This window comes from Lysobacter sp. Root494, from assembly GCF_001427225.1.
Lineage (GTDB): Bacteria > Pseudomonadota > Gammaproteobacteria > Xanthomonadales > Xanthomonadaceae > Agrilutibacter.
The window spans coordinates 382,986-409,090 of record NZ_LMFH01000005.1; the positions used below are offsets into that span (position 1 = coordinate 382,986).

Consider the following 26,105-nt stretch of genomic DNA (forward strand, 5'->3'; position numbering starts at 1 on the left):
GCGCTGTTCGCGCCTGCAATGAACGCACTTGCCTCAGGCAGCAGCCAGCGCCTTGATGCGAGCGGTCAGGCGGCTCTTGTGGCGAGCGGCCTTGTTCTTGTGGATGAGGCCACGCGAGCTGAAACGATCGAGAATCGGCTGGGCAACGTCGAAGGCGGCCTTGGCGCCAGTGGCGTCGTTGGCATCGAGTGCCTTGAGGACCTTCTTGACGGCGGTGCGGAGCATCGAACGCTGAGCGGCGTTGCGGGCATTGCGCACGACGGTCTGCTTGGCGCGCTTCTTGGCGGACTTGATATTGGCCACGACAGGGAATCCTGGAAACTGGTGTTGAAGGGTTTTGGGAAAATCAGACAGAAAATTATGGGTGATTCAGTAGCTTGCGTCAACAACCCACGTGTTCCCGCCCGATTGTTCCTTCAGGCAGCCCGGGGGCGCGCATGACCCGCCCGCGGATGCTCAGGGGGGTGCTGTCCTTCGGCGGCATGACCATGGTGTCGCGGGTCCTGGGGCTGATCCGAGACATTTCGATCACCTCGATGTTCGGCGCCAATGCGGCGACGGACGCCTTCTGGGTCGCCTTCCGAATCCCCAACTTCATGCGGCGGCTGTTCGCGGAGGGTTCGTTTTCGACAGCCTTCGTGCCGGTTTTCACCGAGGTCAAGGAAACCCGGCCCCACGCCGACCTGAAGGAACTGGTCGGCCGGGTTTCCGGCACCCTCGGCGGCATCCTGCTGGTGGTGACCGCGCTGGGGCTGATCTTCACGCCCCAGGTCGCCCTGCTGTTCAACCTGGGAAGCGGAGTAAGTGCCGAGAAGTTCGGACTCACGGTGGACCTGCTAAGGCTCACCTTCCCCTTCATTCTGTTCGTGTCGCTGACCGCGCTGGCCGGCGGCGCCCTCAACAGTTTCCATCGCTTCGGGATGCCGGCGCTGACGCCGGTGATCCTCAATCTCTGCATGATTGCCGGCGCCCTATGGCTGTCGCCCCACCTGGACGTGCCCATTACCGCACTGGGCTGGGCGGTGCTCGCCGGCGGCATCCTGCAGTTGCTGTTCCAGCTGCCCGCACTGCGCGGGCTCGATCTGCTTTCGCTGCCGAAGTGGGGCTGGAACCATCCCGATGTGCGTAAGGTGGTCAGGCTGATGGTGCCAACGCTGTTCGGCTCGTCGATCGCGCAGATCAATCTGCTGTTCGACACGGTGATCGCGTCGCTGCTGTTCACCGGCTCGCAGACGTGGTTATCGCAGGCGGACCGTTTTCTCGAATTGCCGCTGGGGGTGTTCGGCATCGCGCTGGGCACGGTGATCCTGCCGACCCTGTCGCGCCATCACGTGAACACCGATCGCGAGGGATTCTCGAAGGCACTGGACTGGGGTCTGCGCACGACCCTGCTCATTGCATTGCCTGCGATGCTCGGCCTGATGTTGCTGTCGCAGCCACTGGTCGCGACCCTGTTCCAGCACCGGGAATTCACAGCCTTCGACACGCGCATGGCGGCGATGTCGGTGTTCGGTCTCAGCTTCGGCCTGCCGGCCTTTGCACTGGTGAAGATCCTGCTGCCTGCGTTTTACGCGCGGCAGGACACCCGCACCCCCGTTCGCGCAGGCGTGGCTTCGCTGGTCGCGAACATGCTGCTGAATGTCCTGTTCCTCGCGGTGCTGTTCGTGATGTGGGTACCGGCGGCCAGGCAGGGCAACATCATGCAGGGTCTCGCGAGCACGCCGGGTCTGCACCTGGCGATCGGTCTGGCGAGCGCGCTGGCAAGCTATCTCAACCTGACGCTGCTCTGGCATTGGCTGCGCAAGTCGGGGGTTTATGAACGTCAGCCCGGCTGGACGCGCCATATGGTCCGGCTCGGCCTGGCCTGTGTCGCGATGGCCACAGCGTTGCTGCTCGCACTGCACTGGGTTCCGGACTTCACCGCAATCGGAAAATGGGAACGCATCGGCTATCTGGCCGCGCTTGTCGGCGGTGGCGGCGCGGTCTACCTGGCGGCGCTGCTGGGACTCGGCTTCAGGCCTCGCGACCTGCGCGAGCATTGAGACCGGGTGCCCGCGGCTATACTTCATTATCAACTTGAACACGCATGGATCGGATCGCGAGATCCGGCCCGCAAAAGCCCGGCCTGGCCGGGCTTCCGTTGCATACCCGGCCCGTAGCAGGCCGCACATCAGAGAGTCCATGAGCAGGCTGTTTCGCGACGTCGACGGCGGGCCCCGGTGCCCGCACGGCAGTGTGGTCTGCATCGGCGCCTTCGACGGCCTGCATCTCGGGCATCAGGCGCTGGTGCGCCGCACCGTCGAGCGTGCGCGCGAACTCGATCTGCCCGCGGTCGCACTGAGTTTCGAACCGCTGCCGCGTGAATTCTTCGCGCGTTCCAATCCGCCGCCCCGGCTGCTGTTGCCACGCGCGAAGATCGAACGGTTGCTGGGCATGGGCGTGGAGCAGGTGGGACTGCTCCGCTTCGACGAACGGCTCAGCAACCTCAGCGCCGAAGCGTTCGCGCGGGTCGTGCTCCGCGATCGCCTGTCCGCGCGCGAAGTCTGGGTCGGCCCGGAATTTCGTTTCGGCAAAGGCCGGGCAGGCGACATCGCGCTGCTGCGACAGACCGGTCGTGAACTCGGCTTCCATGCGGACGAAATCGCGCCCGTCGAACTGGATGGCGACCGCGTCTCAAGCACGCGCATCCGTGCCGCGCTGCGGGCCGGCGACTTCGCCACTGCCACGCGATTGCTCGGACGGCCGTATGCGATTGGTGGCCACGTCGTGCACGGTAAACAGCTGGGCCGCGAACTCGGATTCCCGACCGCAAACCTGCGCTTCGGTGGGAAGACACCGGCCTTGTCCGGCATCTATGCCTCGTGGGTCCATGGGGTGGGCAGCGTGCCGCGCGCGTCGGTTTCGAGCCTGGGCACCCGGCCTACGGTGGCCGGTGTCGAGCCGCTGCTCGAAGCGCACCTGTTCGATTTCAACGGCGATCTGTATGGCCGTCGGATCGAGGTCGAATTCGTCGCCAAGCTGCGCGACGAACTGAAATTCCCGGATCTGGATTCCCTCACCGAACAGATGCATCGCGACGCCGAACAGGCGCGTGCGATCCTGTCCGCACAAGTTTTCGTACCCGAATTCCACTCATCCTCGACGAGCTTTCGCCTGAGCGCACCTCTGTGACCGACCAAGAAACCAGCCGCTACAAGTCCACCCTGCAACTGCCCGCGACGGAATTCCCGATGCGCGGCGACCTGCCCAAGCGCGAACCCGAAACGCTCGCGCGCTGGGAAACCGAGGGCCTGTACCAGCGGATTCGCGAGAAGACCGGCAAGCGCGAGAAGAGCTTCGTGCTGCACGACGGCCCGCCGTACGCCAACGGCGCGATCCACATTGGCCACGCCGTCAACAAGGTGCTGAAGGACGTCATCGTGAAGTCGAAGCTGCTAGCCGGCTTCGACGCGCCTTACGTGCCGGGCTGGGATTGCCACGGCCTGCCGATCGAGCACGCGGTGGAGAAGAAGTTCGGCAAGGTCGGCGACAAACTCGACGCCGCCGCCTTCCGTGCGAAGTGCCGCGAGTACGCGACCGAGCAGATCGACCTGCAGCGCCGCGACTTCAAGCGCCTGGGCGTGCTCGGCGACTGGGAGCATCCCTATCGCACGATGGATTTCGCCACCGAGGCAGGAATCATGCGTTCGCTCGCGAAGATCATCGAGCGCGGTCATCTGCTGCGCGGCGCGAAGCCGGTGCACTGGTGCTTCGATTGCGGATCGGCGCTCGCCGAAGCCGAGATCGAGTACGCCGACAAGGTTTCGCCGGCCATCGACGTCGCTTACAGCGCACGCAACCCGCAGAAGCTAGGCGATGTATTTGGCGTGTCGCTGGAAGAAGGCACCGATGTCGCCCTTCCGATCTGGACGACCACGCCGTGGACGTTGCCGGCGAGCCTCGCGGTTACTGTCGGCGCGGATCTCGAATACGTGCTGGTCGAAGGCCCGGCGCATGCAGACGGTCGCCGCCGCCTGCTCGTGATCGCCGAGGCGTTGGCGACGAAGGCGCTTGCCCGTTATGGCGTGAACAACGTCGTCGTGCTCGGCAACGTCAACGGCAGCGAACTGGAAGGCCAGCACCTGCAGCATCCGTTCTATGCCGAACGCGACATTCCGGTACTCGTGGGTGAACACGTCACCGCCGACGACGGTACCGGTGTCGTCCACACCGCGCCGGGCCACGGCCAGGAAGACTTCGTCGTCGGTCAGCGTTACGGCCTGATCGAGAAATACACCGCGGCGCAGATGAATCCCGTCGACGGTCGCGGCCTGTACCTGCCATCGACGCCACCAGCCGATGGCGTGACCTTGGCCGGCCTGCACATCTGGAAGGCGAACGACGTTCTTGTCGAAGTGCTGCGCAACAGCGGCCACCTGCTCGCGTTCGCCAAGCTCGAACACAGTTATCCGCATTGCTGGCGCCACAAGACCCCGGTTGTGTTCCGCGCCACACCGCAATGGTTCATTTCGATGGAGCAGGCGAACCTGCGCGGCGATGCACTGCACGAAATCGGCAAGGTCAAGTGGATCCCGGAGTGGGGCGAAGCGCGCATCTTCGGCATGATCGAAGGTCGTCCCGATTGGTGCATCAGCCGCCAGCGTACGTGGGGCGTGCCGATCGCGTTGTTCGTCGATCGCGAAACGCATGAACCGCACCCGCGCGCGGCCGAACTGATGCGCCAGGTCGCCGACGTGGTCGAACGGGAGGGCGTCGATGCGTGGTATTCGCTCGATCCGGCTTCGCTGCTCGGGGAAGATGCGTCGAAGTACGACAAGGTCACCGACATCCTCGATGTGTGGTTCGACTCGGGCGTCACGCACGAATGCGTGCTCGCGCAGCGTCCGCAGGATGGGTTGTACAAGCCGGCTGATCTGTATCTGGAAGGTTCCGACCAGCATCGCGGCTGGTTCCATAGCTCGCTGCTCACGGGCGTAGCGATGGACGGCGTCGCACCGTACCGGCAGGTCCTGACGCACGGTTTCACCGTCGACGAGCAGGGCAAGAAGATGTCGAAGTCGATCGGCAATACCGTTGAACCGCAAAAGGTGATCAACGCGATGGGCGCCGATGTACTGCGCCTGTGGATCGCCTCGACCGACTATCGCAACGAGATGTCGGTCTCCGACAACATCCTCAAGCGCAGCGGCGACGTGTACCGCCGCATCCGCAACACCGCGCGTTTCCTGCTGGCGAACCTCAATGGCTTCGATCCGGTGCGCGACCTGCGCCCGCTTGACGACATGGTCGCGCTGGATCGCTGGATCGTGCATCGCGCGCATGAGGTGCAGCAGCAGATTGCGCAGGCGTACGGGGAATACGACTTCGCGGCCATCGTGCAGGCCTTGTCGAATTTCTGCAGCGTCGACCTGGGCTCGCTGTACCTCGACGTCACCAAGGACCGGCTGTACACGATGCGCGAGGATTCGCGCGGGCGACGTTCGGCGCAGAGCGCCATGTTCCGGATCGCCGAGGCGTTCGTGCGCTGGATCGCGCCGATCCTGAGCTTCACCGCCGACGAGATGTGGCGTTATCTTCCTGGCGAACGCGAGGACAACGTCCTGTTCGCCACCTGGTACGAGGGACTATCGCCGCTGCCCGAAAACGCGGAGCTGTCGGCGGCCGACTTCGATCGCCTGCTGGCCTTGCGCGAAGAAGTCAGCCGCACGCTCGAGCCCATGCGTGCCGCGGGCGAAATCGGTGCCGCGCTCGATGCGGAGATCGGGCTGCGCTGCAGCGTCGCCGACCAGAACTGGCTGGCGCCCATGGCAGATGAGCTTCGCTTCCTGTTCATCAGCGGCGACGTCGAAGTGCTCGCGGACGATGCAGCCAAGGACATCGCCGTGCTCGCCGCACCGACGACGAAGGTGAAGTGCGTGCGTTGCTGGCAGCGTCGAGCGGACGTGGGCGTGGATGCCGGGCATCCGGAGCTTTGCGCGCGTTGCGTGAGCAATGTGGAAGGGCCGGGTGAGGACCGTCGCTGGTTCTGACCGAAGGCCGTTTTTTGTTCGTCATTCCCGCGAAAGCGGGAAGACGAACCAAGTCAAACAGCAAGGGCAACAATGCCAAAACACATCAAACCCAACGCGCTCACCTGGCTCCTGCTGTCGATCGCGATCATCGTCCTCGACCAATGGAGCAAGAGCTGGGTCCTGGCTTCGTTGCCGGAATTCAAGGCCGTGCCCGTCATCGACGGCTTCTGGAACTGGTACCGGACCTACAACACCGGCGCAGCCTTCAGCTTCCTGAGCGATGCGGGTGGCTGGCAGAAGTACCTGTTCACCGCGCTGGCTTTTGGCATCAGTGCGATGCTGGGTTACTGGCTGACGCGCACGCCCCGCAGGGATTGGCGCACGGCGCTCCCGTACGCGCTGGTGATCGGCGGCGCGATCGGCAACGTGATCGACCGCCTCATTCACGGCAAAGTCATCGATTTCATCCAGTGGTACTGGCGGGACCATTATTGGCCCGCGTTCAACATCGCCGACTCGGCCATCGTTGCCGGTGCGGTCGGGATCGCGCTGTTTGGCCTGCTGGGTAGCGCGCATGCGGCCGATGCCGGGCGGGCGGAGTAAAATCGCCGCATGGATGTCCTGCTAGCCAACCCCCGCGGCTTCTGTGCCGGCGTAGACCGCGCCATCGAGATCGTGAAGCGCGCCCTGGAGACCTTGGGCGCGCCGATCTATGTCCGCCATGAAGTCGTGCACAACCGCTTCGTCGTCGACGATTTGAAGCATCGCGGCGCGATCTTCGTCGAAGAACTCGACGAAGTGCCCGACAACGCCACGGTCATCTTCAGTGCCCATGGCGTCTCGCAGGCCGTGCGCAACGAAGCGACGCGCCGCGGACTGAAGGTCTTCGACGCGACCTGCCCGCTGGTCACCAAGGTGCACCTGGAAGTCGCGCGTAATTGCCGAGCCGGCCGCGATGTCGTGCTGATCGGCCACGATGGTCATCCTGAAGTCGAAGGGACGATGGGACAGTGGCGGCGCGAAGCGGGCACCGGCCAGATCTATCTGGTCGAAGACATCGAGGATGTCGCCGCGCTGCGGGTCAGCCAGCCCGACAACCTCGCCTATACGACGCAGACGACGTTGTCCGTGGACGACACGCGCGTCGTCATCGAGGCGCTGAAGGCCAGGTTCCCCGCGATCCAGGGGCCCAGGAACGACGACATCTGCTACGCCACGCAGAACCGGCAGGATGCCGTGCGCGAACTAGCCTCGCAGTGCGATCTGGTGCTGGTAGTCGGCTCGCCCAACAGTTCGAACTCCAATCGCCTGCGTGAACTCGCGGAACGCGAGGGCGTCGAAGCCCATCTGATCGACGGGGCGGTCGAGATCGACCCACGCTGGGTGCAGGGCCGCAAGCGCATCGGCATCACCGCAGGCGCCTCCGCTCCGGAGATATTGGTCCGCGGTGTGATCGAGCGCCTGCGCGAACTGGGTGCGGATCAGGTGGGCGAGCTCTCGGGGGAACCCGAGAACATGGTTTTCGCCCTCCCCAAGGAACTGCGGGTGCAGCTGGTCGATTGACCCTCCTGCGCTCGAACGCCTACAATTCCGCCCCTTCGCCGGAGTAGCTCAGTTGGTAGAGCACGTCATTCGTAATGATGGGGTCGTAGGTTCGATTCCTATCTCCGGCACCAAGTGAAGACAGAAGGCCGCTCCGAAAGGGCGGCCTTCTGCTTTTGGGCATTGCACTCCGCCTCCGGGTGCCTTCGGCCGTGTTCCAGTCTCGCGTTCCGAGACCGCGTCCCGTTACAGTGCAAAACATTCCCGTTCTGCTCCGGACCATGGCCAAGACCGCAACCCGCAAGACCGCCTACGTCTGCAACGAATGCGGCGCCGAATTCGGCAAGTGGCAAGGCCAGTGCGGCGAATGCGGCGTCTGGAACACCTTGAGCGAGGTCGTCCTGGAACCGGCATCGGCAGCCAAGGGCGTTGCCGCGAGCCGCCGCAGCAGTTGGGCAGGCGCGGCGGACGCGCCCAAGGTCACCGCACTCAAGGATGTGCGCCATCACGAAGACGCGCGCGCGTCCACCGGTATCGGTGAGCTGGACCGCGTGCTCGGCGGTGGGCTCGTGCATGGCTCGGTGGTGCTGGTGGGTGGTGATCCGGGCATCGGCAAGTCGACGCTGCTGTTGCAGGCGGTTACCAAGCTGGCGTCCACAATGCCGGGGCTTTACGTCACCGGTGAGGAATCGCTCGCGCAGGTCGCAGGCCGTGCTTCTCGCCTCGGCCTGCCGCTGGACGGCGTGCATGCCCTCGCCGAAACCTGCGTAGAGCGCATCCTTGAGCACGCGGCAGCGATGCGCCCGCAACTCATCGTCGCCGACTCCGTGCAGACGCTCTGGACGGAATCGTTGAGCGCCGCGCCGGGTTCAGTCAGCCAGGTGCGTGAATCCGCCGCGCGGCTGGTCCGCTTCGCCAAGGAAACAGGCACCGCTGTTTTCCTCGTCGGCCACGTCACCAAGGAAGGCGGCATCGCCGGTCCGCGCGTGCTCGAGCACATGGTCGACGCCGTCCTGTATTTCGAAGGCGAGAGCGGCAGCCGCTTCCGCGTGCTGCGTGCCTTCAAGAATCGCTTCGGCGCGGTGAACGAACTCGGTGTTTTCGCGATGGGCGACAAGGGCCTGCGCGAAGTGCCCAATCCTTCCGCGATCTTTCTTTCCGGCAACAGCGCTCCGCAGCCGGGCAGCTGCGTGATGGTGACGCGCGAAGGCACCCGCCCGTTGCTGGTCGAAGTGCAGGCATTGGTGGATTCATCGCCGTTGTCGAATCCGCGCCGCGTAGCCGTCGGCATGGAAGGCAATCGCATGGCGATGCTGCTTGCGGTATTGCATCGCCATGGCGGTGTTGCTGTCGGCGATCAGGACGTTTTCGTCAACGTCGTGGGCGGCATCCGGGTGCAGGAAACCGCGGTCGACTTGCCGGTGCTGCTTGCCGTGCTGTCGTCGCTTCGCGACCGGCCCTTGGCGGAGCAGACGATTGCGTTCGGGGAAGTCGGCCTGTCCGGTGAAATCCGCCCGGTGCCCAATGGCGAGGAGCGCCTGAAGGAAGCCGCGACGCACGGCTTCAAGCGCGCGATCGTGCCCAAAGGCAATGCGCCGAAGGCAGGCAGTTTCAAGGGAATGGAAGTCATCGCGGTCGAACGCCTGGCCGAGGCGCTCGAGCAGGCATAAGCAACGCGCTGGATTTGTAAGTGCTAAGTGCACACGGGCTGGTCACTGCCCCTGGCGCGCCCAGAAGTGTCGGCACTGGAACTGATTGAAGGCAAGGCAAGCCGGCCAAATGCATTTGGAATGGTCGATGGTTCCGGTCGCACGGAAGCTGTCGACGCCGGAGTTGCCGCGGAGTGGCGTATCTCTGCCCATACAGCTCCGCCACGCGTCGCGGCGGAGCATGACGAATCAGTGCCCGCCTGCGGCCTCAGGTCCTGCCTTCGCAACGAACGGCGGCTTCGCCAGCCACACGAACGCGATCACCACGAGGAAGATGATGCCGAGCAGGTGGAAGATCTCGTTGAAACCGAGCTGCGCCGCCTGGTTCGAAATCATGCGTTCCATGACGAAGGCGCCGCGTTGCAGGTCGCCCTGGCCCAGCCGCGTGACGGCTTCGATCACGTTCGGATCGGTGCTCGACAGCTTTTCGGTCAGGTGCGCGTGGTGCACGGCGCCGCGTTCGCTCCACGCGTAAGTCGTCAGCGAGGCCGCGAAGCTGCCGCCCAATGTTCGCATGAAGGTCGCGAGCCCTGAGCCTGCAGCGATCTCGTGCGGCTGCAGGTCCGACAACAGGATCTGCAGCACCGGCATGAAGAAGAGCGCCACGCCGAAGCCCTGCAGCAACTGCACCCACGCGATGTGGTTGAAGTCGACGTCCAGGTTGAAGCCCGAGCGCATGAAACTCGTCGCCGACATCGCAATGAATGCAAGCGTGGCGAGCATGCGCAGATCGAACTTGTGCGCGTACTTGCCCACGAAGGGCGTAAGGATCACGGGCAGGATGCCGATCGGCGCCGTTGCGAAGCCCGCCCAGATCGGCGTGAACCCCAGGTTCCGCTGCAACCACAGCGGCACCAGGATGCCGACGCTGAAGAACGCCGCATAGGCGACCACCATCGCCGCCGTTCCCGCGCTGAAGTTACGATGCCGGAACAGGCGCAGGTTGACGATGGGATCCTTGTCGGTCATTTCCCAGATGACGAACACCGCCAGTGAGATCGTAGAGATGATCGCCAGCCACACGATCAGCTGCGAGCGGAACCAGTCCTCGTCGTTGCCGAGGTCGAGCAGTACCTGCAGCGCACCGACGCCGAGGACCAGCGTGACCAGGCCGACGTAATCCATCTTCGGCTTCTCCAGCCGCTCCGGACGTCCCTTCAGCTGTCGCCCGACCACGAAGCTCGCGAACAGGCCGATCGGCACGTTGATGAAGAAGATCCATTCCCAGCTGTAGTTGTCGGTGATCCAGCCACCGAGGATCGGGCCCGCGATCGGGGCCACGACCGTCACCATCGCGAGCAATGCGATCGCTTGTCCGCGCTTGTGCGGTGGATAGATCGAGATCAGCAGCGCCTGCGTGATCGGATACATCGGTCCGGCGACGAAACCCTGCACTGCGCGGGCCAGCACCAGCAAACCCATGCTGTTGGCCAGGCCGCAGAGCAGGGACGCGATGACGAACAGGAACGTGGCCCACACGAACAGCTTGCGTTCGCCGAAATGGCGCGTCAGCCAGCCGGTCAGCGGCAATGCAATCGCATTGCTGACCGCAAACGACGTGATGACCCAGGTCGCCTGGTTGGCGCTGCCGCCGAGGTTGCCGGAGATCGTCGGCAGCGAGACGTTGGCGATCGTCAGGTCCAGCACCTGCATGAACGACGCCAGCGCGAGGCCGAGCGTGGTCAGTGCGATGTTGGGCGGACGGAAGCCGTTGGCCGGAGCCTGATTGGCGGGGGAGGGTGAGGACATGGACCTTGCTCGTCATCCCCGCCAGGCGGGGATCCAGTGACTTTGCTTCGACTTGCCGCGCGAGCCTGTCCGTCCACGACGATATTCAAGTTCGCTTGGCATCGGCGAAGGCGGGAGTCGCGAGTAGCTGCCGATCAGCCGTGGCTGCGCGGCAGGTTTTCGCGGACGACCTTCTGGATCACCGCATCCGCATCCGCGAGCTGCTTCGAATACGCCTGCGTGGTCAACACGGGCTTCTCCTGCGGCGCAGTTGCGAGCACGGGGCCGCTCTGGTCGCGCAGCGATACGTCGGCGTGCATGCTCAGGCCGATGCGCAGTGGATGCTCGGCGAGCTGCCTGCGATCGACTTCTATGCGGACAGGCACGCGCTGCACGATCTTGATCCAGTTGCCGCTCGCGTTCTGCGCCGGCAGCAGGGCGAACGCGCTGCCGGTGCCGAGGCCGACGCTGGCGAGCTTGCCGTCGAATTCGATGTCGTCGCCGTACAGATCCGAATGCAGCTCCACCGGCTGGCCGATGCGCATCTTCGCGAGCTGCGTTTCCTTGAAGTTCGCTTCGACCCACGCCTGCTCCAGCGGCACGATCGTCATCAGTGCCGTGCCCGGCTGCACACGCTGGCCCAGCTGCACGCTGCGCCTGGCGACGTAGCCCGACACTGGCGCGACGATCGCCATGCGCTGGTTGTTGAGATACGCCTGGCGAAGCTGCGCGGCAGCGGCCTTCACCTGCGGTTGGTCCATGACGGTGGTGGCATCGACGAGCGCACGGTTGCGCGCGAGGTTCTCGTTCGAAGCCGACAACGCCGCCTGCGAGGCGGCGAGTTCGTCGCGGGCATGCGCCAGCTCTTCGGCTGATACCGCGCCGCTGGCGACGAGGCCTTCGCGACGCTGTACGTCGGCGCGCGCCTTCTCCACGGCGACTCGACGAGCCGCGATGTCGGCGTGGCCGGCTTCCACTGCGCTGTACAGCCCTCGGACCTGGCGTACGGTATTGGCGAGATTGGCCACGGCCTGTTCATACGCAACGCGTGCGTCGTTCGGATCGAGTTGCACCAGCACCTGGCCTGCATTGACCTTCATGCCATCGTCGGCGCCGATGCTGACTACGGTGCCCGGCGCCTGTGGCGTGATCGCGACGACATTGCCCTGCACGTAGGCGTCGTCGGTGCTTTCGTGCCAGCGCGCGACCAGCAGGTACCACAGCGCCCAGGCGATGCCGGCGATCACGACCACGATCGCCAGGATGGTCAGCGCGCGCTTGCGCTTGCTGGTGGGAGCCGGTGCCGGGGCGGCGTTCGGATTGATTTCGGTTGTCATGGCGTGGGGGCCTTGCTGATGTCGTTGTTGTCCTGGAGTTCGGTCGCTGGCGGTGCGGCGAATGCGAGACCTCCGCCGAGCGCACGATCGAGATCGATCGCGGCGGCGAGACGTTGCGCGCGCAATGCGGCGACCTGTTGTTCGATCTGCAGCAGCGGACGCTGCGCATTGAGTACATCGAGCTGCGTGCCGAGTCCGGCCTTGTAGCGGGTCGTGGCGAGTTGCCATGCCGCCTGCGCGGATTCCTGCGCGCGCCTGGTCGCAGCGATCTGTGCATCGAGTGATCGCGACGCCTGCAACGCGTCGCTGACTTCGCGCAGCGCTCCGACGAGGTTCTGGTTGTACGTCGCTACGGTGAGGTCGTAGTCGGCGTCGCTTTTGGCGAGGTTGTTGCGAAGGCGGCCGCCATCGAAGATCGGCAGGCTGATCGCCGGCCCGCCCTGTGCGAGCAACGCGTCGCTGGAAAACAGGTCCGAGAGATTGCCGGCGGCCACGCCGACGAGCGCGCTGAGGTTCACGGTCGGATAGAACTCCGCCTTGCTCGCCTTGATGCCATGGCGTGCGGCTTCCACGCGCCAGCGCGCCGCGACGACGTCCGGGCGATGTCCCAGCAACTCGCTGGGAACGACAGATGGAACGCTCGGCGTGGGTGCGGAAAGCAGCGACGGACGCGCGATTTCCAGGCCACGATCCGGCCCCTTGCCGAGCAACGCCGCCAGCGCATTGCGCGCGGCATCGATCTGCTGTTGCGCGGCTTCAGCCTGCTGCTGTGCAGTGGCGACCGCGGTTTCCGCATTGCGGATCTGCAGCTGGTTGTCGAGTCCGGCCTTGACGCGCTGTCGGCCCAGTTCGAGCAGGTGCGACGCGCGCTGTTCATCCGCCTTCGCGATGTCGGCGGCTTCATGCGCCTGTGCCAACGATACGTAGGCCCGCGCGATGTTCGACGACAGCGTCAGCCGCGCAGCCTGGGCATCGACTTCGGCCGCGCGCGCCTGTCCGATCGCGGCCTGCGTGCGTGCGCGATGGCCACCCCAGATGTCGGGGCTGTACTTGAACTGCAGGCCGACCAGGGTCACTCCCACGTAGTCACCGCCGATCGGGGGCGGTGCGACCGTTTCGGGAATCTGCACGCCCGAGTACTGCGCGGTAGCGCCTAGCGTCGGCTTGCCCGCAGCGTCGGCGAGACCGGCTTGTGCAATCGCCAGGCGAACGCGCGCGTCGGCGGCATCCAGCGAAGGCGTGCCGGCAAGACCTTCGGCGATCAGCGCATCGAGTTGCGGATCGCCGAGCGATCTCCACCAGTCCTGCTGCGGGAAACCTGCATCGGATTGCGCATTGCCGAAGCTCTGGGACGTGGCGAGCGAATCCCCATCCAGGAGCCGGCCTTGTGGCTCGAGTCCGCGCGTGCTGGCGCACGCCGCGACGAACAGGGTGAGTGCCAGCGCAAGCGGAACCTGCAGGCGGCGGGGGGAGGTGAGGGACATGTCAGCCTTCCGAAGGAGAAAGATTGTCGCGAACCTGGGCGAGGAGGCGGGTGAGCGTGTCGCGATCGGCATCGCTCATGCCACGCATCGCGCGTTCGCGTACGCGCTGCCCGCAATGGTTGATGTCCTGCCAGATCGCTACGCCCGCTTCGGTCAGGTGGATCCGCAACGCCCGGCGGTCCGTGGGATCAGCGACGCGGGCGACGATGCCGCGCTGCTCAAGCTTGTCCAGCAGCCGGGTCATGGCCCCCGGATTCACCTGGGCGACGTTGGCGAGGTCGGTAACGCTCGCGGTGCCCTCGGCGAGGTGCTTCAGCGTTACGTACTGGCTGAAGTTGAGCTCATGGCCGGCGGCACGCATCTCCGCTTCGATCTGGGTCCAGAAGCCGGCCCGGATTTCGCGCAGGAGCAGGGCGAGGGTCGAGCCGCCACAGGCGACGGAGGGGATCGTTTTCATGGCGCGCAAATATGTCGGCCAGTGCAATATTTGTCAAGGCAAATATTGTTGCAGCAATGGAATGCTGAGCGCTGATCAGCCCTCAGGATCGCCGTTCAGGACTCACGCCCGACCCAGCAGGACTTCCAGGACGAATTTGCTGCCGAAAAAGGCGAGGACCAGAAGGCCCATGGCGGTAAGGGTCCAGCGAACCGCGGTTTCCCCGCGCCAGCCACGCCGCCAGCGTCCGAGCAGGAGTCCGCCGAACAGCAGCCAGGAGAGCACGCTGAGCACGGTCTTGTGGACCAGGTGCTGGGCGAAGAGGTTTTCCACGAAGAGGACGCCGGTCAGCAGGGTGGCCGAGAGCAGCACGAAGCCGACCGCGATCGTGCGGAACAGCAGGCTCTCGAGTTCGACCAGCGGCGGCAGTGCACGCAACCAGCCATGGAACTCGCGCCGGCGCAGTGCACGTTCCTGCAGCCACGAGGTGATCGCCAGCAGCGCTGCGATCGCCAACGTCGCGTAGGCCAGGAGTGCGCACCAGGCGTGCAATTGCAGGCGCCAGTCCAGAGCTTCGGCCGTGACGTGCCCGTAGTTCGCATAGGCCGCCAGCAACGCCGCGGCGATCGGAAACACGACGACTCCGAGCGCCGCCATGCGGCCGGCGGCACCGTACAGCGTCGTCATCGCCGCCATGCCGAGCGCCACCAGCGAGAGTGCCGAAAAAAAGTGCAGATCCGCACCGCCCGCGTTTCGCCAGGTCATCGCATGTGCCGAGAGATGCAGTACTACCGCGACGAGTGCGGGTAGCAGCCAGCTCAGGCTACGCGTGCCTTCCTGCCGCAACTGGAAGACCAGCAGGCCAGCAGCGGTGAGATAAAGAACGACGGCGATGAGAACGATTGTCATCGGCGCAGTGTCGCATACGCCCGACGCGAGCGGTCGCCCCCTGAATCCGTGCGCGGGCGAGCGCTTGCAGCCCGTATAATTCGCGCCCGTTTTTCGTTTTATGCGCGCAGGTTCCCGGCATGTTCGAATCCCTCACCCAGCGTCTTTCCGGCACCATCGACCGCCTGCGTGGCCGTGGACGCCTGACCGAGGAGAACATCCGCGAAGCCACGCGCGAAGTGCGTATCGCGCTGCTCGAAGCCGACGTTGCGTTGCCGGTCGTGCAGGCGCTGATCGAACGCATCAAGGTCCGCGCGGTCGGCCAGGAAGTCCTCAAGTCGCTCACGCCGGGCCAGGCGCTGATCAAGGTCGTACGCGACGAGCTCTCGGCCGTCATGGGTTCGACTGCGGCCGAACTGAATCTCAACGTGCCGGCACCGGCCGTCATCCTCATGGCGGGCCTGCAGGGCGCGGGCAAGACCACGACGGTCGGCAAGCTCGCCAGGCACCTGAAGGAAAAGCGCAGGAAGAAGGTCATGGTGGTCAGCGCGGACGTCTACCGTCCAGCCGCGATCGAGCAGCTGAAGACGCTGGCGCAGCAGGTCGACGTGCTGTTCTTCCCGTCGGATCCCTCGCAGAAGCCCGAAGCGATCGTGAAGGCCGCGATCGAGGATGCGCGCAAGTCGTACGTCGACGTCCTCATCGTCGACACCGCCGGCCGCACCTCGATCGACGAAGCGATGATGGCCGAGATCAAGGCGCTGCACGGCGCGGTGAATCCGGTCGAAACCCTGTTCGTCGTCGACTCGATGACGGGCCAGGACGCCGCGGTCACCGCGAAACACTTTTCCGAAGCGCTGCCGCTTACCGGCGTCGTGCTCACCAAGACCGATGGTGACGCCCGCGGCGGCGCCGCGCTGTCGGTGCGTTACATCACCCACCGTCCGATCAAGTTCATCGGTACGGGCGAGAAGCTGGACGGACTCGACGTCTTCCATCCGGATCGCATCGCGAGCCGCATCCTCGACATGGGCGACGTGCTGTCGCTGGTCGAGCAGGTCGAGCAGCAGGTCGACAAGGACAAGGCGGCGAAGCTCGCCGAGAAGGTCGCCAAGGGCAAGCGCTTCAACCTCAATGACCTCAAGGACCAGCTCGAGCAGATGCAGAACATGGGCGGCATCTCCGGCCTCATGGACAAGCTGCCGGGCATGGGCCAGATCCCGGACAACGTGAAGAACCAGGTCACCGGCAAGGAAGTCCCGCGCATGGTCGCGATCATCAATTCGATGACGCCCCGGGAGCGCCGCAATCCCGACCTGTTGAACGGTTCGCGCCGGGCCCGCATTGCCAAGGGCGCCGGCCTCACGCCCGCCGACGTGAACAAGCTGATGAAGCAGTATCAGCAGATGGAAAAGATGATGAGCAAGCTGTCCGGCGGGGGCATGAAGGGCCTCATGCGCGGGATGAAGGGAATGATGGGCGGCCGCGGCGGGATGCCGTTCCGGTAACAGCCAACCCCGGTTGTGTCCGTCGCCTGAGCGAGAGAAAAGCGGCCGCACGTCCCTTTTCACGGGCGCGCGGCGGCGCGGAGACCCTCAAGTTGCCAATTTTTGAGGCGAGCGGTTTCCCGGGCCGATTCAATGGCTTACAATTGCCTGCTTACCCTGCCATTCCGGCAGCTGGGCAACACGAGAACTGTAATGGTCAAGATCCGCCTTACCCGTGGCGGCGCCAAGAAGCGCCCCTTCTACCACGTCATCGTCACCGACAGCCGCAGCGCGCGCGACGGCCGCAACATCGAGCGCGTGGGTTTCTACAACCCGGTCGCGCAGGGTGCCGAGAAGCGCGTCGAGCTCGACGTCGAACGCGTCAAGCACTGGGTTTCGAAGGGTGCGCAGCTGACCGACAAGGTCGCCGTGCTCTACAAGGAAGCGGCCAAGACCGCGACCGCGGCCTGAGTGCCAGCCGCGCGAACCGAACTTCGCGCGGCCACTTCTGCCAGCCGTTCCAATGAATGACGATCAAGGGCGCCGCATCCTGCTGGGCAGGGTGAACGGCGCCTTTGGCGTTCGTGGCGAAGCCAAACTCGAGTCCTGGACCGAGCCGCGAATCGCCATCTTCCGCTACCAGCCGTGGATCCTGCGCGATCCCCAGGGTAACGAGCGCGAGCTGCACGGCGTGCGGGGCAAGGAAAGTGGCAAGACGCTTGTCGCGACGTTTCCGGACGTCACCGATCGCGATGCGGTCGAAGCGATGCGCGGCACCGAGATCTATGTTCCCCGTTCGGTCCTGCCGCCGCCGCGACCCGGTGAGTACTACTGGGTCGATCTGGAAGGCTTGCGCGTGCTGAATACCGAAGGTGTGGACTTCGGCACCGTTTCGCATCTTTTTTCCACCGGCTCCAACGACGTGCTGGTGGCGCGCGATGGCGAGCGCGAGCGCATGATCCCCTTCGTAGAGCCGCAGTTCGTCACCGGCGTCGATTTCGATGCGGGTGTCGTGACCGTGGATTGGGATGCGGATTTCTAGGCGATCTTCCGCCGCCTCGCACCGGGCGCCGCCGATCTCCTGCTAACGCGCCGAATGCCAGAATCTCCGTCTCCCATCCGGGCTGCCCCTGTGCGCATCGACGTCATCACCCTGTTTCCCGACTTCATCGCCCAGTGCGTCGCCTTCGGCGTAACCGGCCGCGCCGGCGAGCGCCAGTTGCTGTCGCTGCATGGCTGGAATCCCCGCGACTACGCCGAAGGCAATTACCGCCGCGTCGACGAAAGACCGTTCGGTGGTGGTCCTGGCATGGTGATGCTGATCGATCCCCTGCGCGCTGCGATCGCGGCGGCGCGGGCAGCCGATCCGGCGCCGGCCCGGATCGTCTATCTCACTCCCCAGGGCGCGCCGCTCACGCAGGCAAAGGTGCGGGAACTCGCAACCCGCGAGCGCGTGATCCTGCTGTGCGGCCGCTACGAGGGCGTCGACGAGCGACTGATCGAAGCCGAGGTCGATGAGGAAGTATCGATTGGCGACTACGTGCTCTCGGGTGGCGAACTGGCGGCCGCGGTGGTGATCGACGCCGTCGCCCGCCTGCAGGAAGGCGCCCTCAGCGACGCCGAATCGGCAGCCCAGGACAGCTTCGAAGGCGGCCTGCTGGATTGCCCGCATTACACCCGGCCGGTCGAGCATGAGCTGGGGCGGGTGCCGGATGTCCTGATGTCCGGCAACCATGCGGAAATCGCCCGCTGGCGCCGCCGCGAAGCGTTGGGCCGCACCTGGCAGCGGCGACCGGACCTGCTTGACGAGCCAGCGCTGTCCAAGGCAGATCACCAGCTATTGAACGAATATCGCGCCCGTTTCGCGGAAGTTGGCGACGACTTTGATGGATGAGGCCGGTAGGCCCAGGTCACCGCCGTCCCGACGACCGCTGATCCCTGTGCCAAGGGGTGGTTGGTTCGCCGCCGGCGACCGGCGCCCCTGCCATAGGTGTTGGCTGCCGCCGCTAACCCCTTGGCGCCATAAGGAAATTTGCCGCTATAATGCGCGGCTTCGTTTTACCGCTCCACCGATGCCAGACGCGGGTCCACGTGCACTCGCGCTACAACTAATCCAACAGGCCACACCCATGAACAAGCCCTCGCTCCATACGCTCCTGCAGAATTTCGAAGCCGAACAGGTGCAGCGCAAGCTGCCGGATTTCGGCCCGGGCGACACCATCGTCGTCAACGTGAAGGTCAAGGAAGGCAACCGCGAACGCGTCCAGGCCTATGAAGGCGTGGTGATCGGCACCAAGAATGCCGGCCTGAACTCCTCCTTCACCGTGCGCAAGATCTCGCACGGCTACGGCGTCGAGCGCGTCTTCCAGACCCACAGCGCGATCATCGACTCGGTCGAAGTGAAGCGCCGTGGCAAGGTCCGCGCCGGCAAGCTGTATTACCTGCGTGGCCTCGAAGGCAAGAAGGCGCGCATCAAGGAAGACCTCGCCGCCTACGCCAAGGCCAAGATCCAGTAATTCCAGCAATACCAGCGCACAGCGCTACGGCGGCCGCCCCTTCAAACGGGCGGCCGTTTGCTTTTGTGCGACATGGATGACGCGAGCGGCATGTTCCGAACGTGGCCGTTATGGCATCGGTCACTCGCAGCTCACCGGCGAAAAAGCACAGCGGCGGATAATCCACCCGATGAACAATGCAACTGCTCCGGAAAGCATCCGTCTTGATCTGTGGCTATGGGCCGCGCGTTTCTTCAAGACACGGGCCCTCGCCAAGCACGCGATCGAAACCGGAAAGATCGAAATCGACGGACAGCGGGCGAAGCCCGCCCGCGGCGTGCGCATCGGCGACGCGCTGAAGGTGATGCGCGGTGAAGAAATCTTTGAGATCGAAGTGCGCGCACTGAGTGCAATCCGCGGTCCGGCGAGCGTCGCGCAAACCTTGTATTCGGAAACCGAAGCATCGCGTGCAAAGCGCGAGAGCGAACGCGCCGAGCGTGCGGCCGCGCGCGCGGGCTACCAGGCGCCCGAGACCAAACCGGACAAGCGTGCGCGCCGGCTGATTCGCGCGCTGGGCGATATCGACGCGACCTGAAACGATCTGCTGCTTCGCGCCGACCTCCAGCTGGACAGCGCAGTAAAAAGCCCCGCATCGCGGCGGGGCTTTTTTGATTCAAGCGTCTCGGCGATCACGCAAGATCGAAGCGATCCAGGTTCATCACCTTGTTCCAGGCCGCGATGAAGTCGTGGACGAACTTCTCCTGCGCGTCCGCGCTTGCGTACACCTCAGCGATCGCGCGCAGAACGGAGTTGGAACCAAACACCAGGTCGACCCGGGTACCCGTCCACTTCAGTTCGCCCGATCTGCGGTCCCTTCCCTCGAAGACGGCCTTGTCGTTCGAAACCGCCTTCCATTCCGTGCCCATGTCGAGCAGGTTGGTGAAGAAGTCGTTGCTGAGCGCGCCCGGCCTGTGGGTAAAGACGCCATGCTGGCTGGGGCCGACGTTTGTGCCGATGGCGCGCATGCCGCCGACAAGCACCGTCATCTCCGGCGCGGTCAGCGTCAGCAGCTGGGCCTTGTCGACCAGCAGCGCTTCGGCCGGGACGGAATATCTGCCCTTGACGTAGTTGCGGAAACCATCCGCGAAGGGTTCAAGCACCGAGAACGATTCGATATCGGTCTGCTCCTGCGAGGCATCGGCGCGACCGGGTGCGAAGGGCACGGTTACGTTGACGCCCGCGTTCTTCGCCGCCTCTTCGACCGCGGCACAGCCCGCCAGCACGATCAGGTCGGCAATGGAGACCTTCCTGTTGCCGGATGCGGCGCCGTTGAACCCGGTGCGGATGCTCTCGAGCGCTTCCAGCACTTTCGCGAGCTGCGCGGGCTGGTTCACTTCCCAATCCTTCTGCGGCGCCAGGCGGATGCGCGCACCGTTGGCGCCGCCACGCTTGTCGGAGCCGCGGAAGGTCGAAGCCGACGCCCAGGCCGCCGACACGAGCTCGGAAACCGATAGACCCGATGCCAGGACCTTGGCCTTGAGCGCCGCGATGTCGCCATCGTCGATCAGTGCGTGATCGGCGACCGGAAGTGGATCCTGCCAGGTGAATTCCTGCGCCGGCACTTCCGGGCCGAGATAGCGCGCACGCGGACCCATGTCGCGATGGGTCAGCTTGAACCACGCGCGTGCGAACGCATCGGCAAAGGCCTGCGGGTCGGCGAGGAACCGGCGCGAGATCTTTTCGTAAGCCGGATCCATGCGCAGCGACAGGTCGGTGGTCAGCATCGTCGGGCGATGCTTCTTCGAAGGATCGTGCGCATCCGGGATGCATTCGTCGGCGCCCCTGGCGACCCATTGGTGCGCGCCGGCAGGGCTCTTCGTGAGTTCCCATTCGAACTTGAAGAGGTTCTCGAAAAAGTAATGGCTCCATTGCGTCGGCGTGTCGCTCCATGTGACTTCGAGGCCGCTGGTGATCGTGTCGCCAGCCTTGCCGCTGCCGAAGCTGCTCCACCAGCCGCAACCCTGCGATTCCATTTCGCACGCTTCCGGCGCGGAGCCCACGTGCGTCGCCGGACCGGCACCATGCGCCTTGCCGAAGGTATGGCCGCCCGCGATCAGCGCGACGGTCTCTTCATCGTCCATCGCCATGCGCGCGAACGTTTCGCGGATGTCCTTCGCTGCGGCAATCGGATCGGGATTGCCGTCCGGGCCTTCCGGGTTGACGTAGATCAGGCCCATCTGCACGGCGGCGAGCGGGTTTTCCAGGTCGCGGTTGCCGGAATACCGACTGTCCGGCTTGTCGCTGGTGGCGAGCCATTCCTTTTCCGAACCCCAATAGACGTCCTGGTCGGGTTCCCACGTGTCCGGGCGCCCGCCAGCGAAGCCGAGCGTCTTGAAGCCCATCGATTCCAGCGCGACGTTGCCGGTCAGGATCAGCAGGTCGGCCCAGGAGATCCGCTTGCCGTACTTCTGCTTGATGGGCCACAGCAGGCGGCGCGATTTGTCGATGTTGACGTTGTCGGGCCACGAGTTGAGTGGCGCGAAGCGCTGCTGGCCACGACCGCCACCGCCACGGCCATCGCCGGTGCGATACGTTCCGGCGCTATGCCATGCCATGCGGATGAACTGCGGGCCGTAATGGCCGAAGTCGGCCGGCCACCAGTCCTGCGAATCGGTCATCAGCGCGAGCAGGTCCCGCTTCAGCGCGGCGTAGTCGAGTTTTTTGAATTCTTCCGCGTAGTTGAAGTCCCCGCCCATCGGATCCGAGCGATCGGAATGCTGGTTGAGGAGGTCGACCCGCAACTGGTTCGGCCACCAGTTCCGGTTCTGCGCGCCACCCCCCACGGTGGTGTGGTTGAAAGGGCACTTCGCTGCTGTGGACATGCATCCGCTCTCCTGTGGGGTCGAGCAGGCGTCAGTCGTCAGCTGTGCGCCCGCATCCTTCGCACGGCGCCGGACATGCGACGTGCTTGGTCCGAACCAACACTAGGTTGTTTCGCGAATGCGGGGAAATTGAACTATCAGACTGCTTCGATAGGGTGAACCTATCGAAGCACCATCACGAGGCAGCTCAGCGCTTGCCGCCGAGCAGGCCGCCGCCGATCTTCAGCAGGTCGCCCAGTCCGAGCTGGCCATCGCCGTCCTGGTCGAACACCGCACCGAGCAGGCCACCGCCGCCGCTCTGCTGTGCAGCCTGTCGCTCCTGGCCGAGCACCTGTCCGAGCACGGCCGGCGAAGCACCGCCCTGCTGGCCTCCGAGGAAACGTTGAGCAAGGAAGGACATCACGATGGGCGCAAGAACCTGCATCAGCATCGTGGCCTTGTCGTTGCCCAGGCCCGTAGCCTGGCCCAGGCCCGCGGCTGCACGTTCCTGGTTGTCGCCGAAGATATGTCCCAGGATCGCGGCGCCGTTGGTCTGCCGCGTCTGCGCGCCACCGAGGACCGAACCGAGCACGCTGCCGATGTCGAGGCCGGCGCTGTGGTCGTTCTGGAGTGCACCAAGCAAGGCATCTGCACCGGACGGCTGCGCGGCATTGCGGCCGAGCGCGCCGAGCAGCAGCGGTACGGCCGTACCGATCGCGTTGGAAGTCTCCGCGTGCCCGGTACCAAGCTGCTGCGAGAGCTGCTGCAACGGTGCGCCCTGAAGTTGCTGGAGGAGTTCTTCGGCCAGAGAGTTGCTCATGTCGCATCCTTGTTGGTAAACCGACCCGTTGGCCGGAGCGACTGATACTAGCGCGGCGCTTCACGCGCCGATGTCCGGGGAACCCCGATGCCGACCACCCACGGCGCAGGCGAAGCGCCCATCCGGCAGGAGCGCCCCGCAGGGCGCGGCCGCAGGTGCAGCACATGGGGGGCGCGCCCCTGCGGTGCGCTCCCACAGCGCCGGTGTCTGGTCGCGGGCGATCAGGCCAGGTCCCTGTCCTGCCCATCTTTTCGGCGGTCGGAGCCTTTTGCTCGGTCGTCCGAGCCCGGAGCTCCGTCGTCCGAGCTTTTTGCTTGGCGGTCCGAGCCCGGAGCTCCGTCGTCCGAGCTTTTTGCTCGGTGATCCGAGTTCGGAGCTTCGTCGTCCGAGCTTTTTGCTCGGCGCACCGAGTTCGGAGCTCCGTCGTCCGAGTTTTTTGCTCGGCGCACCGAGCTCGGAGCTCCGTCATCCGAGCTTTTTGCCCGGCGGACCGAGCTCGGGGCTTCGTGCCCGCCAGGTCAGAGCAGCGACTTCAGCCGGTACAGCGCTTCAAGGGCCTGCTTGGGCGTGAGCTCGTCGGGGTCGATGGCGGCGAGGGCTTCCTGCGCAGCCGACGAAGCGGGAGCGAACAGGCCGAACTGCTGCGGCGCGTCGAGCGCCTGCGGCGCCATCCGCGATGCCTGGGTATCGCCGCCGCGCTGTTCCAGTTCCGCCAGGCGCCGCCGTGCCTGTTGCAGCGTTGCCTTTGGCAGGCCGGCCAGCGCGGCGACCTGCAGGCCGAAGCTGCGGTCCGCGGCGCCTTCCTTCACCGCGTGCATGAAGACCAGGGTGTCACCGTGCTCGACCGCATCGAGGTGCACGTTGGCGATGCCGCCACCAGGTTCGGCCAGTGCAGTCAGTTCGAAATAGTGCGTGGCGAACAGGGTGTAAGCGCGATTGCTGTGCGCGAGATGGCGCGCGCACGCTTCGGCGAGGGCCAGGCCGTCGTAGGTCGACGTGCCGCGGCCGATTTCGTCCATCAGCACCAATGACTGCGAAGTGGCGTGATGCAGGATGTAGCTGGTCTCGCTCATCTCGACCATGAAGGTCGACTGCCCGCGCGCAAGGTCGTCGCCGGCACCGATGCGGGTCAGGATTCGGTCGATCGGGCCAAGCACGGCGCGCGAGGCCGGCACGAAGCTGCCGATGTGCGCGAGCAGCACGATCAGCGCGTTCTGCCGCATGTAGGTCGACTTGCCGCCCATGTTCGGGCCGGTGATAACCAGCATGCGGCGATCTTCATGCAACACCAGATCGTTGGGCTCGAAGGGTTCGCTGCGCACGGCTTCGACGACCGGATGGCGCCCACGCTCGATGCAGATGCCGGACTCGTCGACGAGCTCCGGCCGCGACCAGTCCAGCGCCTGCGCGCGTTCGGCGAAGCAGGCGAGGACGTCCAGCTCCGACAATGCGGACGCACAGCCCTTGAGCGGTTCCAGGCGTTCGTTCAATGCATCCAGCAGCTGTTCGTACAGGAGGCGTTCGCGGGTGAGGGAGCGTTCGCGCGCCGACAGCACCTTGTCTTCGAACTGCTTGAGTTCCTCGGTGATGTAGCGCTCGGCGCCGGTCAGCGTCTGGCGGCGCGAATAGTGCACCGGGGCCTTGTCGCTCTGGCCCTTGCTGATCTCGATGTAATAACCGTGGACGCGGTTGTAGCCGACCTTGAGCGTCGCGATGCCGGTGGCGGCGCGTTCGCGTGCTTCCAGGTCGATCAGGAACTGGTCGGCGTTGGTCGACAGCGTGCGCAGTTCGTCGAGTTCGGCGTCGTAGCCTTCCGCGAAGATGCCGCCGTCGCGCGCGAGCACCGGTGGTTGCGGCACGATGGCGGACGCAAGCAGTGCGGCATGAGCATCATGTTCGCCGAGCGAATCGCACAGCTCGCGCAAGCGCGGCGAATCGAGCGGTTGCAGCAGCGATCGCACGGCCGGCAGCAGGCCGAGGCCATCGCGCAGGGTCGAAAGGTCGCGCGGTCGTGCCGAACGCAGCGCAATGCGGGACAGAATGCGTTCGAGGTCGCCCAGCGCGCGGAACGCTTCGCGCAACTGGTCGGCCGTACCGGAATCGATCAATGTCGAAACAGCGTGGTGCCGGAAACGCAACGTCGCGCGATCGCGCAGCGGACGATGCAGCCATCGCCGCAGCAGGCGTCCGCCCATGGGCGTGATCGTCGAATCGAGCACGCCGAGCAGCGTGGTGCGCGTATCGCCATCGACGCGGCTGTCGAGCTCGAGATGCCGGCGCGTGGCGGCGTTCATCGCGATGGCACCGTCACCGGATTCGACCGCGATGGAGGTCAGGTGCGGCAGCCGCTGCTTCTGCGTTTCTTCGACGTAGCCCAGTAGTGCGGCCGCGGCGGCGATCGCGAGCGGCTTGTCTTCGATGCCGAAACCGGTGAGGTCGTGCACGCCGAAAAATCGCAGCAGCTGGCGACGGCCGCTGTCCGCATCGAACAGCCATGGCGCGCGGCGGCGCATGCCGTTGCGGGTTTCGATGAAGGCCGGCCAGCCTTCTTCGTCGGCAACCAGCGTCTCGGCCGGCTCCAGGCGTGCGAGTTCGGCTTCCAGCGCGTCTTCGCTGGCAACTTCGTTCACCAGCAGGCGCCCCGCCGCCAGGTCTGCCCAGGCAATCCCGAAGCCCTGCTTTCCGCGCGCGACCGAGAGCAGCAGGGTGTCGCGGCGCTCGTTGAGCAGAGCCTCGTCGGTGACCGTGCCGGGCGTGACGATGCGGACGACCTTGCGTTCGACCAGTCCCTTCGATTGCGCCGGATCGCCGATCTGCTCGCAGATCGCGACCGATTCGCCGAGTGCGACGAGACGCGCGAGGTAACCCTCGTACGCGTGATGCGGCACGCCCGCCATCGGGATCGGCTGGCCCGCGGAATTACCGCGTTGGGTCAGGGTGATGTCGAGCAGGCGCGCGGCTTTGCGGGCGTCGTCGTAGAACAGCTCGTAGAAGTCGCCCATGCGGAAGAACAGCAGCACGTCCGGATGCTCCGCCTTGGCGGCGAAGAACTGCTTCATCAGCGGGGTGTGTTCGGCGGCGGGGCCGGGGGCGGAGCCGTGCATGTGGGGATTGCTGTCCATCGATTCCGGCGCAGTGGGCGCTGTGCAATGCACAACATGATGACAGCAGGCGCGGCGAGTTGCCGGCTCGCGCAGCGGAGCTGTGCCGATTCCGCTCACAGTCTCGAACGCCTGTGATAGGTTCCGGCCGTCACGGTGCATTCGGTGGCGTATTGGGGTAAGCGTCCGACACGATGGGACAGGGG

The 26,105-nt window shown here is 65.2% G+C and carries 21 protein-coding genes and 1 tRNA gene; 13 read left to right on the forward strand and 9 right to left on the reverse strand.

The window, feature by feature from the left end; genetic code table 11:
* Nucleotides 1-33: 33 nt before the first annotated feature.
* On the reverse strand, nt 34-303 hold the full coding sequence (gene rpsT / locus ASD14_RS05055; protein ID WP_056129933.1) for a 30S ribosomal protein S20: 270 nt from the start codon (nt 301-303) through the stop codon (nt 34-36).
* 149 nt (nt 304-452) lie between these two features.
* Between rpsT and murJ the strand changes: the two genes are divergently transcribed.
* The 7 genes from murJ (at nt 453) to radA (ending at nt 9,223) form a co-directional block, all read left to right on the forward strand.
* Nucleotides 453-2,042, forward strand: coding sequence for a murein biosynthesis integral membrane protein MurJ (gene murJ, locus ASD14_RS05060; protein ID WP_200947041.1), 1,590 nt, complete (start codon nt 453-455; stop codon nt 2,040-2,042).
* Between the two features lie 139 nt (nt 2,043-2,181).
* On the forward strand, nt 2,182-3,171 hold the full coding sequence (locus tag ASD14_RS05065; RefSeq protein WP_056129941.1) for a bifunctional riboflavin kinase/FAD synthetase: 990 nt from the start codon (nt 2,182-2,184) through the stop codon (nt 3,169-3,171).
* A 59-nt stretch (nt 3,172-3,230) separates the two neighbouring features.
* Nucleotides 3,231-6,029, forward strand: coding sequence for an isoleucine--tRNA ligase (ileS, locus tag ASD14_RS05070; RefSeq protein ID WP_056132120.1), 2,799 nt, complete (start codon nt 3,231-3,233; stop codon nt 6,027-6,029).
* Nucleotides 6,030-6,101: 72 nt separating this feature from the next.
* Nucleotides 6,102-6,614, forward strand: a complete 513-nt coding sequence (gene lspA, locus ASD14_RS05075) for a signal peptidase II (RefSeq protein ID WP_056129944.1) — start codon at nt 6,102-6,104, stop codon at nt 6,612-6,614.
* A gap of 9 nt (nt 6,615-6,623) precedes the next feature.
* Entirely contained in the window at nt 6,624-7,574 is a 951-nt protein-coding gene (gene ispH, locus ASD14_RS05080; RefSeq protein WP_056129947.1) for a 4-hydroxy-3-methylbut-2-enyl diphosphate reductase, read from the forward strand.
* 37 nt (nt 7,575-7,611) lie between these two features.
* Nucleotides 7,612-7,687 (forward strand) — tRNA-Thr (locus tag ASD14_RS05085).
* Between the two features lie 147 nt (nt 7,688-7,834).
* Nucleotides 7,835-9,223: a DNA repair protein RadA gene (gene radA, locus ASD14_RS05090; RefSeq protein ID WP_056129950.1), complete on the forward strand. Its 1,389-nt coding sequence runs from the start codon at nt 7,835-7,837 to the stop codon at nt 9,221-9,223.
* Between the two features lie 228 nt (nt 9,224-9,451).
* Here the strand turns inward: radA and ASD14_RS05095 are convergent, their stop codons facing one another.
* The 5 genes from ASD14_RS05095 to ccsA all read right to left on the reverse strand — a co-directional run bounded on the left by ASD14_RS05095 (nt 9,452) and on the right by ccsA (nt 15,156).
* Entirely contained in the window at nt 9,452-11,011 is a 1,560-nt protein-coding gene (locus ASD14_RS05095) for a DHA2 family efflux MFS transporter permease subunit (RefSeq protein WP_056129953.1), read from the reverse strand.
* Nucleotides 11,012-11,145: 134 nt separating this feature from the next.
* Nucleotides 11,146-12,327, reverse strand: coding sequence for an efflux RND transporter periplasmic adaptor subunit (locus ASD14_RS05100; RefSeq protein ID WP_056129956.1), 1,182 nt, complete (start codon nt 12,325-12,327; stop codon nt 11,146-11,148).
* The gene (locus tag ASD14_RS05105) at nt 12,324-13,811 is read right to left on the reverse strand and encodes an efflux transporter outer membrane subunit (RefSeq protein WP_056129959.1); all 1,488 of its coding nucleotides are present in this window, start codon (nt 13,809-13,811) and stop codon (nt 12,324-12,326) included. The genes ASD14_RS05100 and ASD14_RS05105 overlap by 4 nt, the downstream gene beginning before the upstream one ends.
* A gap of 1 nt (nt 13,812) precedes the next feature.
* Nucleotides 13,813-14,268, reverse strand: coding sequence for a MarR family transcriptional regulator (locus tag ASD14_RS05110; RefSeq protein ID WP_056129962.1), 456 nt, complete (start codon nt 14,266-14,268; stop codon nt 13,813-13,815).
* A 102-nt stretch (nt 14,269-14,370) separates the two neighbouring features.
* The gene (ccsA, locus tag ASD14_RS05115; RefSeq protein WP_056129965.1) at nt 14,371-15,156 is read right to left on the reverse strand and encodes a cytochrome c biogenesis protein CcsA; all 786 of its coding nucleotides are present in this window, start codon (nt 15,154-15,156) and stop codon (nt 14,371-14,373) included.
* Between the two features lie 119 nt (nt 15,157-15,275).
* Here ccsA and ffh point away from each other — a divergent pair, with 119 nt between their 5' ends.
* The 6 genes from ffh to ASD14_RS05145 all read left to right on the forward strand — a co-directional run bounded on the left by ffh (nt 15,276) and on the right by ASD14_RS05145 (nt 19,712).
* On the forward strand, nt 15,276-16,643 hold the full coding sequence (gene ffh, locus ASD14_RS05120; protein ID WP_056129967.1) for a signal recognition particle protein: 1,368 nt from the start codon (nt 15,276-15,278) through the stop codon (nt 16,641-16,643).
* Between the two features lie 192 nt (nt 16,644-16,835).
* Nucleotides 16,836-17,093, forward strand: a complete 258-nt coding sequence (rpsP, locus tag ASD14_RS05125; protein WP_056129970.1) for a 30S ribosomal protein S16 — start codon at nt 16,836-16,838, stop codon at nt 17,091-17,093.
* A 52-nt stretch (nt 17,094-17,145) separates the two neighbouring features.
* The gene (rimM, locus tag ASD14_RS05130) at nt 17,146-17,664 is read left to right on the forward strand and encodes a ribosome maturation factor RimM (protein ID WP_056129973.1); all 519 of its coding nucleotides are present in this window, start codon (nt 17,146-17,148) and stop codon (nt 17,662-17,664) included.
* Between the two features lie 90 nt (nt 17,665-17,754).
* Nucleotides 17,755-18,516, forward strand: a complete 762-nt coding sequence (gene trmD / locus ASD14_RS05135; RefSeq protein ID WP_056129975.1) for a tRNA (guanosine(37)-N1)-methyltransferase TrmD — start codon at nt 17,755-17,757, stop codon at nt 18,514-18,516.
* A gap of 235 nt (nt 18,517-18,751) precedes the next feature.
* Entirely contained in the window at nt 18,752-19,138 is a 387-nt protein-coding gene (gene rplS, locus ASD14_RS05140; protein WP_157475097.1) for a 50S ribosomal protein L19, read from the forward strand.
* A gap of 169 nt (nt 19,139-19,307) precedes the next feature.
* On the forward strand, nt 19,308-19,712 hold the full coding sequence (locus ASD14_RS05145) for an RNA-binding S4 domain-containing protein (RefSeq protein ID WP_056129978.1): 405 nt from the start codon (nt 19,308-19,310) through the stop codon (nt 19,710-19,712).
* A gap of 94 nt (nt 19,713-19,806) precedes the next feature.
* Here ASD14_RS05145 and katG read toward each other — a convergent pair whose 3' ends face one another.
* The 3 genes from katG to mutS form a co-directional block, all read right to left on the reverse strand.
* Entirely contained in the window at nt 19,807-21,999 is a 2,193-nt protein-coding gene (katG, locus tag ASD14_RS05150) for a catalase/peroxidase HPI (protein ID WP_056129980.1), read from the reverse strand.
* Between the two features lie 187 nt (nt 22,000-22,186).
* On the reverse strand, nt 22,187-22,798 hold the full coding sequence (locus tag ASD14_RS05155; protein WP_056129982.1) for a DUF937 domain-containing protein: 612 nt from the start codon (nt 22,796-22,798) through the stop codon (nt 22,187-22,189).
* Between the two features lie 518 nt (nt 22,799-23,316).
* Nucleotides 23,317-25,902, reverse strand: a complete 2,586-nt coding sequence (gene mutS, locus ASD14_RS05160; RefSeq protein ID WP_082538857.1) for a DNA mismatch repair protein MutS — start codon at nt 25,900-25,902, stop codon at nt 23,317-23,319.
* Between the last annotated feature and the right edge of the window lie 203 nt (nt 25,903-26,105).

What these genes read in the sequence shown, in the direction of transcription:
- murJ (WP_200947041.1), top strand. Translation starts at nt 453, where the DNA reads ATGCTCAGGGGGGTGCTGTCCTTCGGCGGCATGACCATGGTGTCGCGG.
- ASD14_RS05065 (WP_056129941.1), top strand. Translation starts at nt 2,182, where the DNA reads ATGAGCAGGCTGTTTCGCGACGTCGACGGCGGGCCCCGGTGCCCGCAC.
- ileS (WP_056132120.1), top strand. Translation starts at nt 3,231, where the DNA reads ATGCGCGGCGACCTGCCCAAGCGCGAACCCGAAACGCTCGCGCGCTGG.
- lspA (WP_056129944.1), top strand. Translation starts at nt 6,102, where the DNA reads ATGCCAAAACACATCAAACCCAACGCGCTCACCTGGCTCCTGCTGTCG.
- ispH (WP_056129947.1), top strand. Translation starts at nt 6,624, where the DNA reads ATGGATGTCCTGCTAGCCAACCCCCGCGGCTTCTGTGCCGGCGTAGAC.
- radA (WP_056129950.1), top strand. Translation starts at nt 7,835, where the DNA reads ATGGCCAAGACCGCAACCCGCAAGACCGCCTACGTCTGCAACGAATGC.
- ASD14_RS05095 (WP_056129953.1), bottom strand. Translation starts at nt 11,011, where the DNA reads ATGTCCTCACCCTCCCCCGCCAATCAGGCTCCGGCCAACGGCTTCCGT.
- ASD14_RS05100 (WP_056129956.1), bottom strand. Translation starts at nt 12,327, where the DNA reads ATGACAACCGAAATCAATCCGAACGCCGCCCCGGCACCGGCTCCCACC.
- ASD14_RS05105 (WP_056129959.1), bottom strand. Translation starts at nt 13,811, where the DNA reads ATGTCCCTCACCTCCCCCCGCCGCCTGCAGGTTCCGCTTGCGCTGGCA.
- ASD14_RS05110 (WP_056129962.1), bottom strand. Translation starts at nt 14,268, where the DNA reads ATGAAAACGATCCCCTCCGTCGCCTGTGGCGGCTCGACCCTCGCCCTG.
- ccsA (WP_056129965.1), bottom strand. Translation starts at nt 15,156, where the DNA reads ATGACAATCGTTCTCATCGCCGTCGTTCTTTATCTCACCGCTGCTGGC.
- ffh (WP_056129967.1), top strand. Translation starts at nt 15,276, where the DNA reads ATGTTCGAATCCCTCACCCAGCGTCTTTCCGGCACCATCGACCGCCTG.
- rpsP (WP_056129970.1), top strand. Translation starts at nt 16,836, where the DNA reads ATGGTCAAGATCCGCCTTACCCGTGGCGGCGCCAAGAAGCGCCCCTTC.
- rimM (WP_056129973.1), top strand. Translation starts at nt 17,146, where the DNA reads ATGAATGACGATCAAGGGCGCCGCATCCTGCTGGGCAGGGTGAACGGC.
- rplS (WP_157475097.1), top strand. Translation starts at nt 18,752, where the DNA reads ATGAACAAGCCCTCGCTCCATACGCTCCTGCAGAATTTCGAAGCCGAA.
- ASD14_RS05145 (WP_056129978.1), top strand. Translation starts at nt 19,308, where the DNA reads ATGAACAATGCAACTGCTCCGGAAAGCATCCGTCTTGATCTGTGGCTA.
- katG (WP_056129980.1), bottom strand. Translation starts at nt 21,999, where the DNA reads ATGTCCACAGCAGCGAAGTGCCCTTTCAACCACACCACCGTGGGGGGT.
- ASD14_RS05155 (WP_056129982.1), bottom strand. Translation starts at nt 22,798, where the DNA reads ATGAGCAACTCTCTGGCCGAAGAACTCCTCCAGCAACTTCAGGGCGCA.
- mutS (WP_082538857.1), bottom strand. Translation starts at nt 25,902, where the DNA reads ATGCACGGCTCCGCCCCCGGCCCCGCCGCCGAACACACCCCGCTGATG.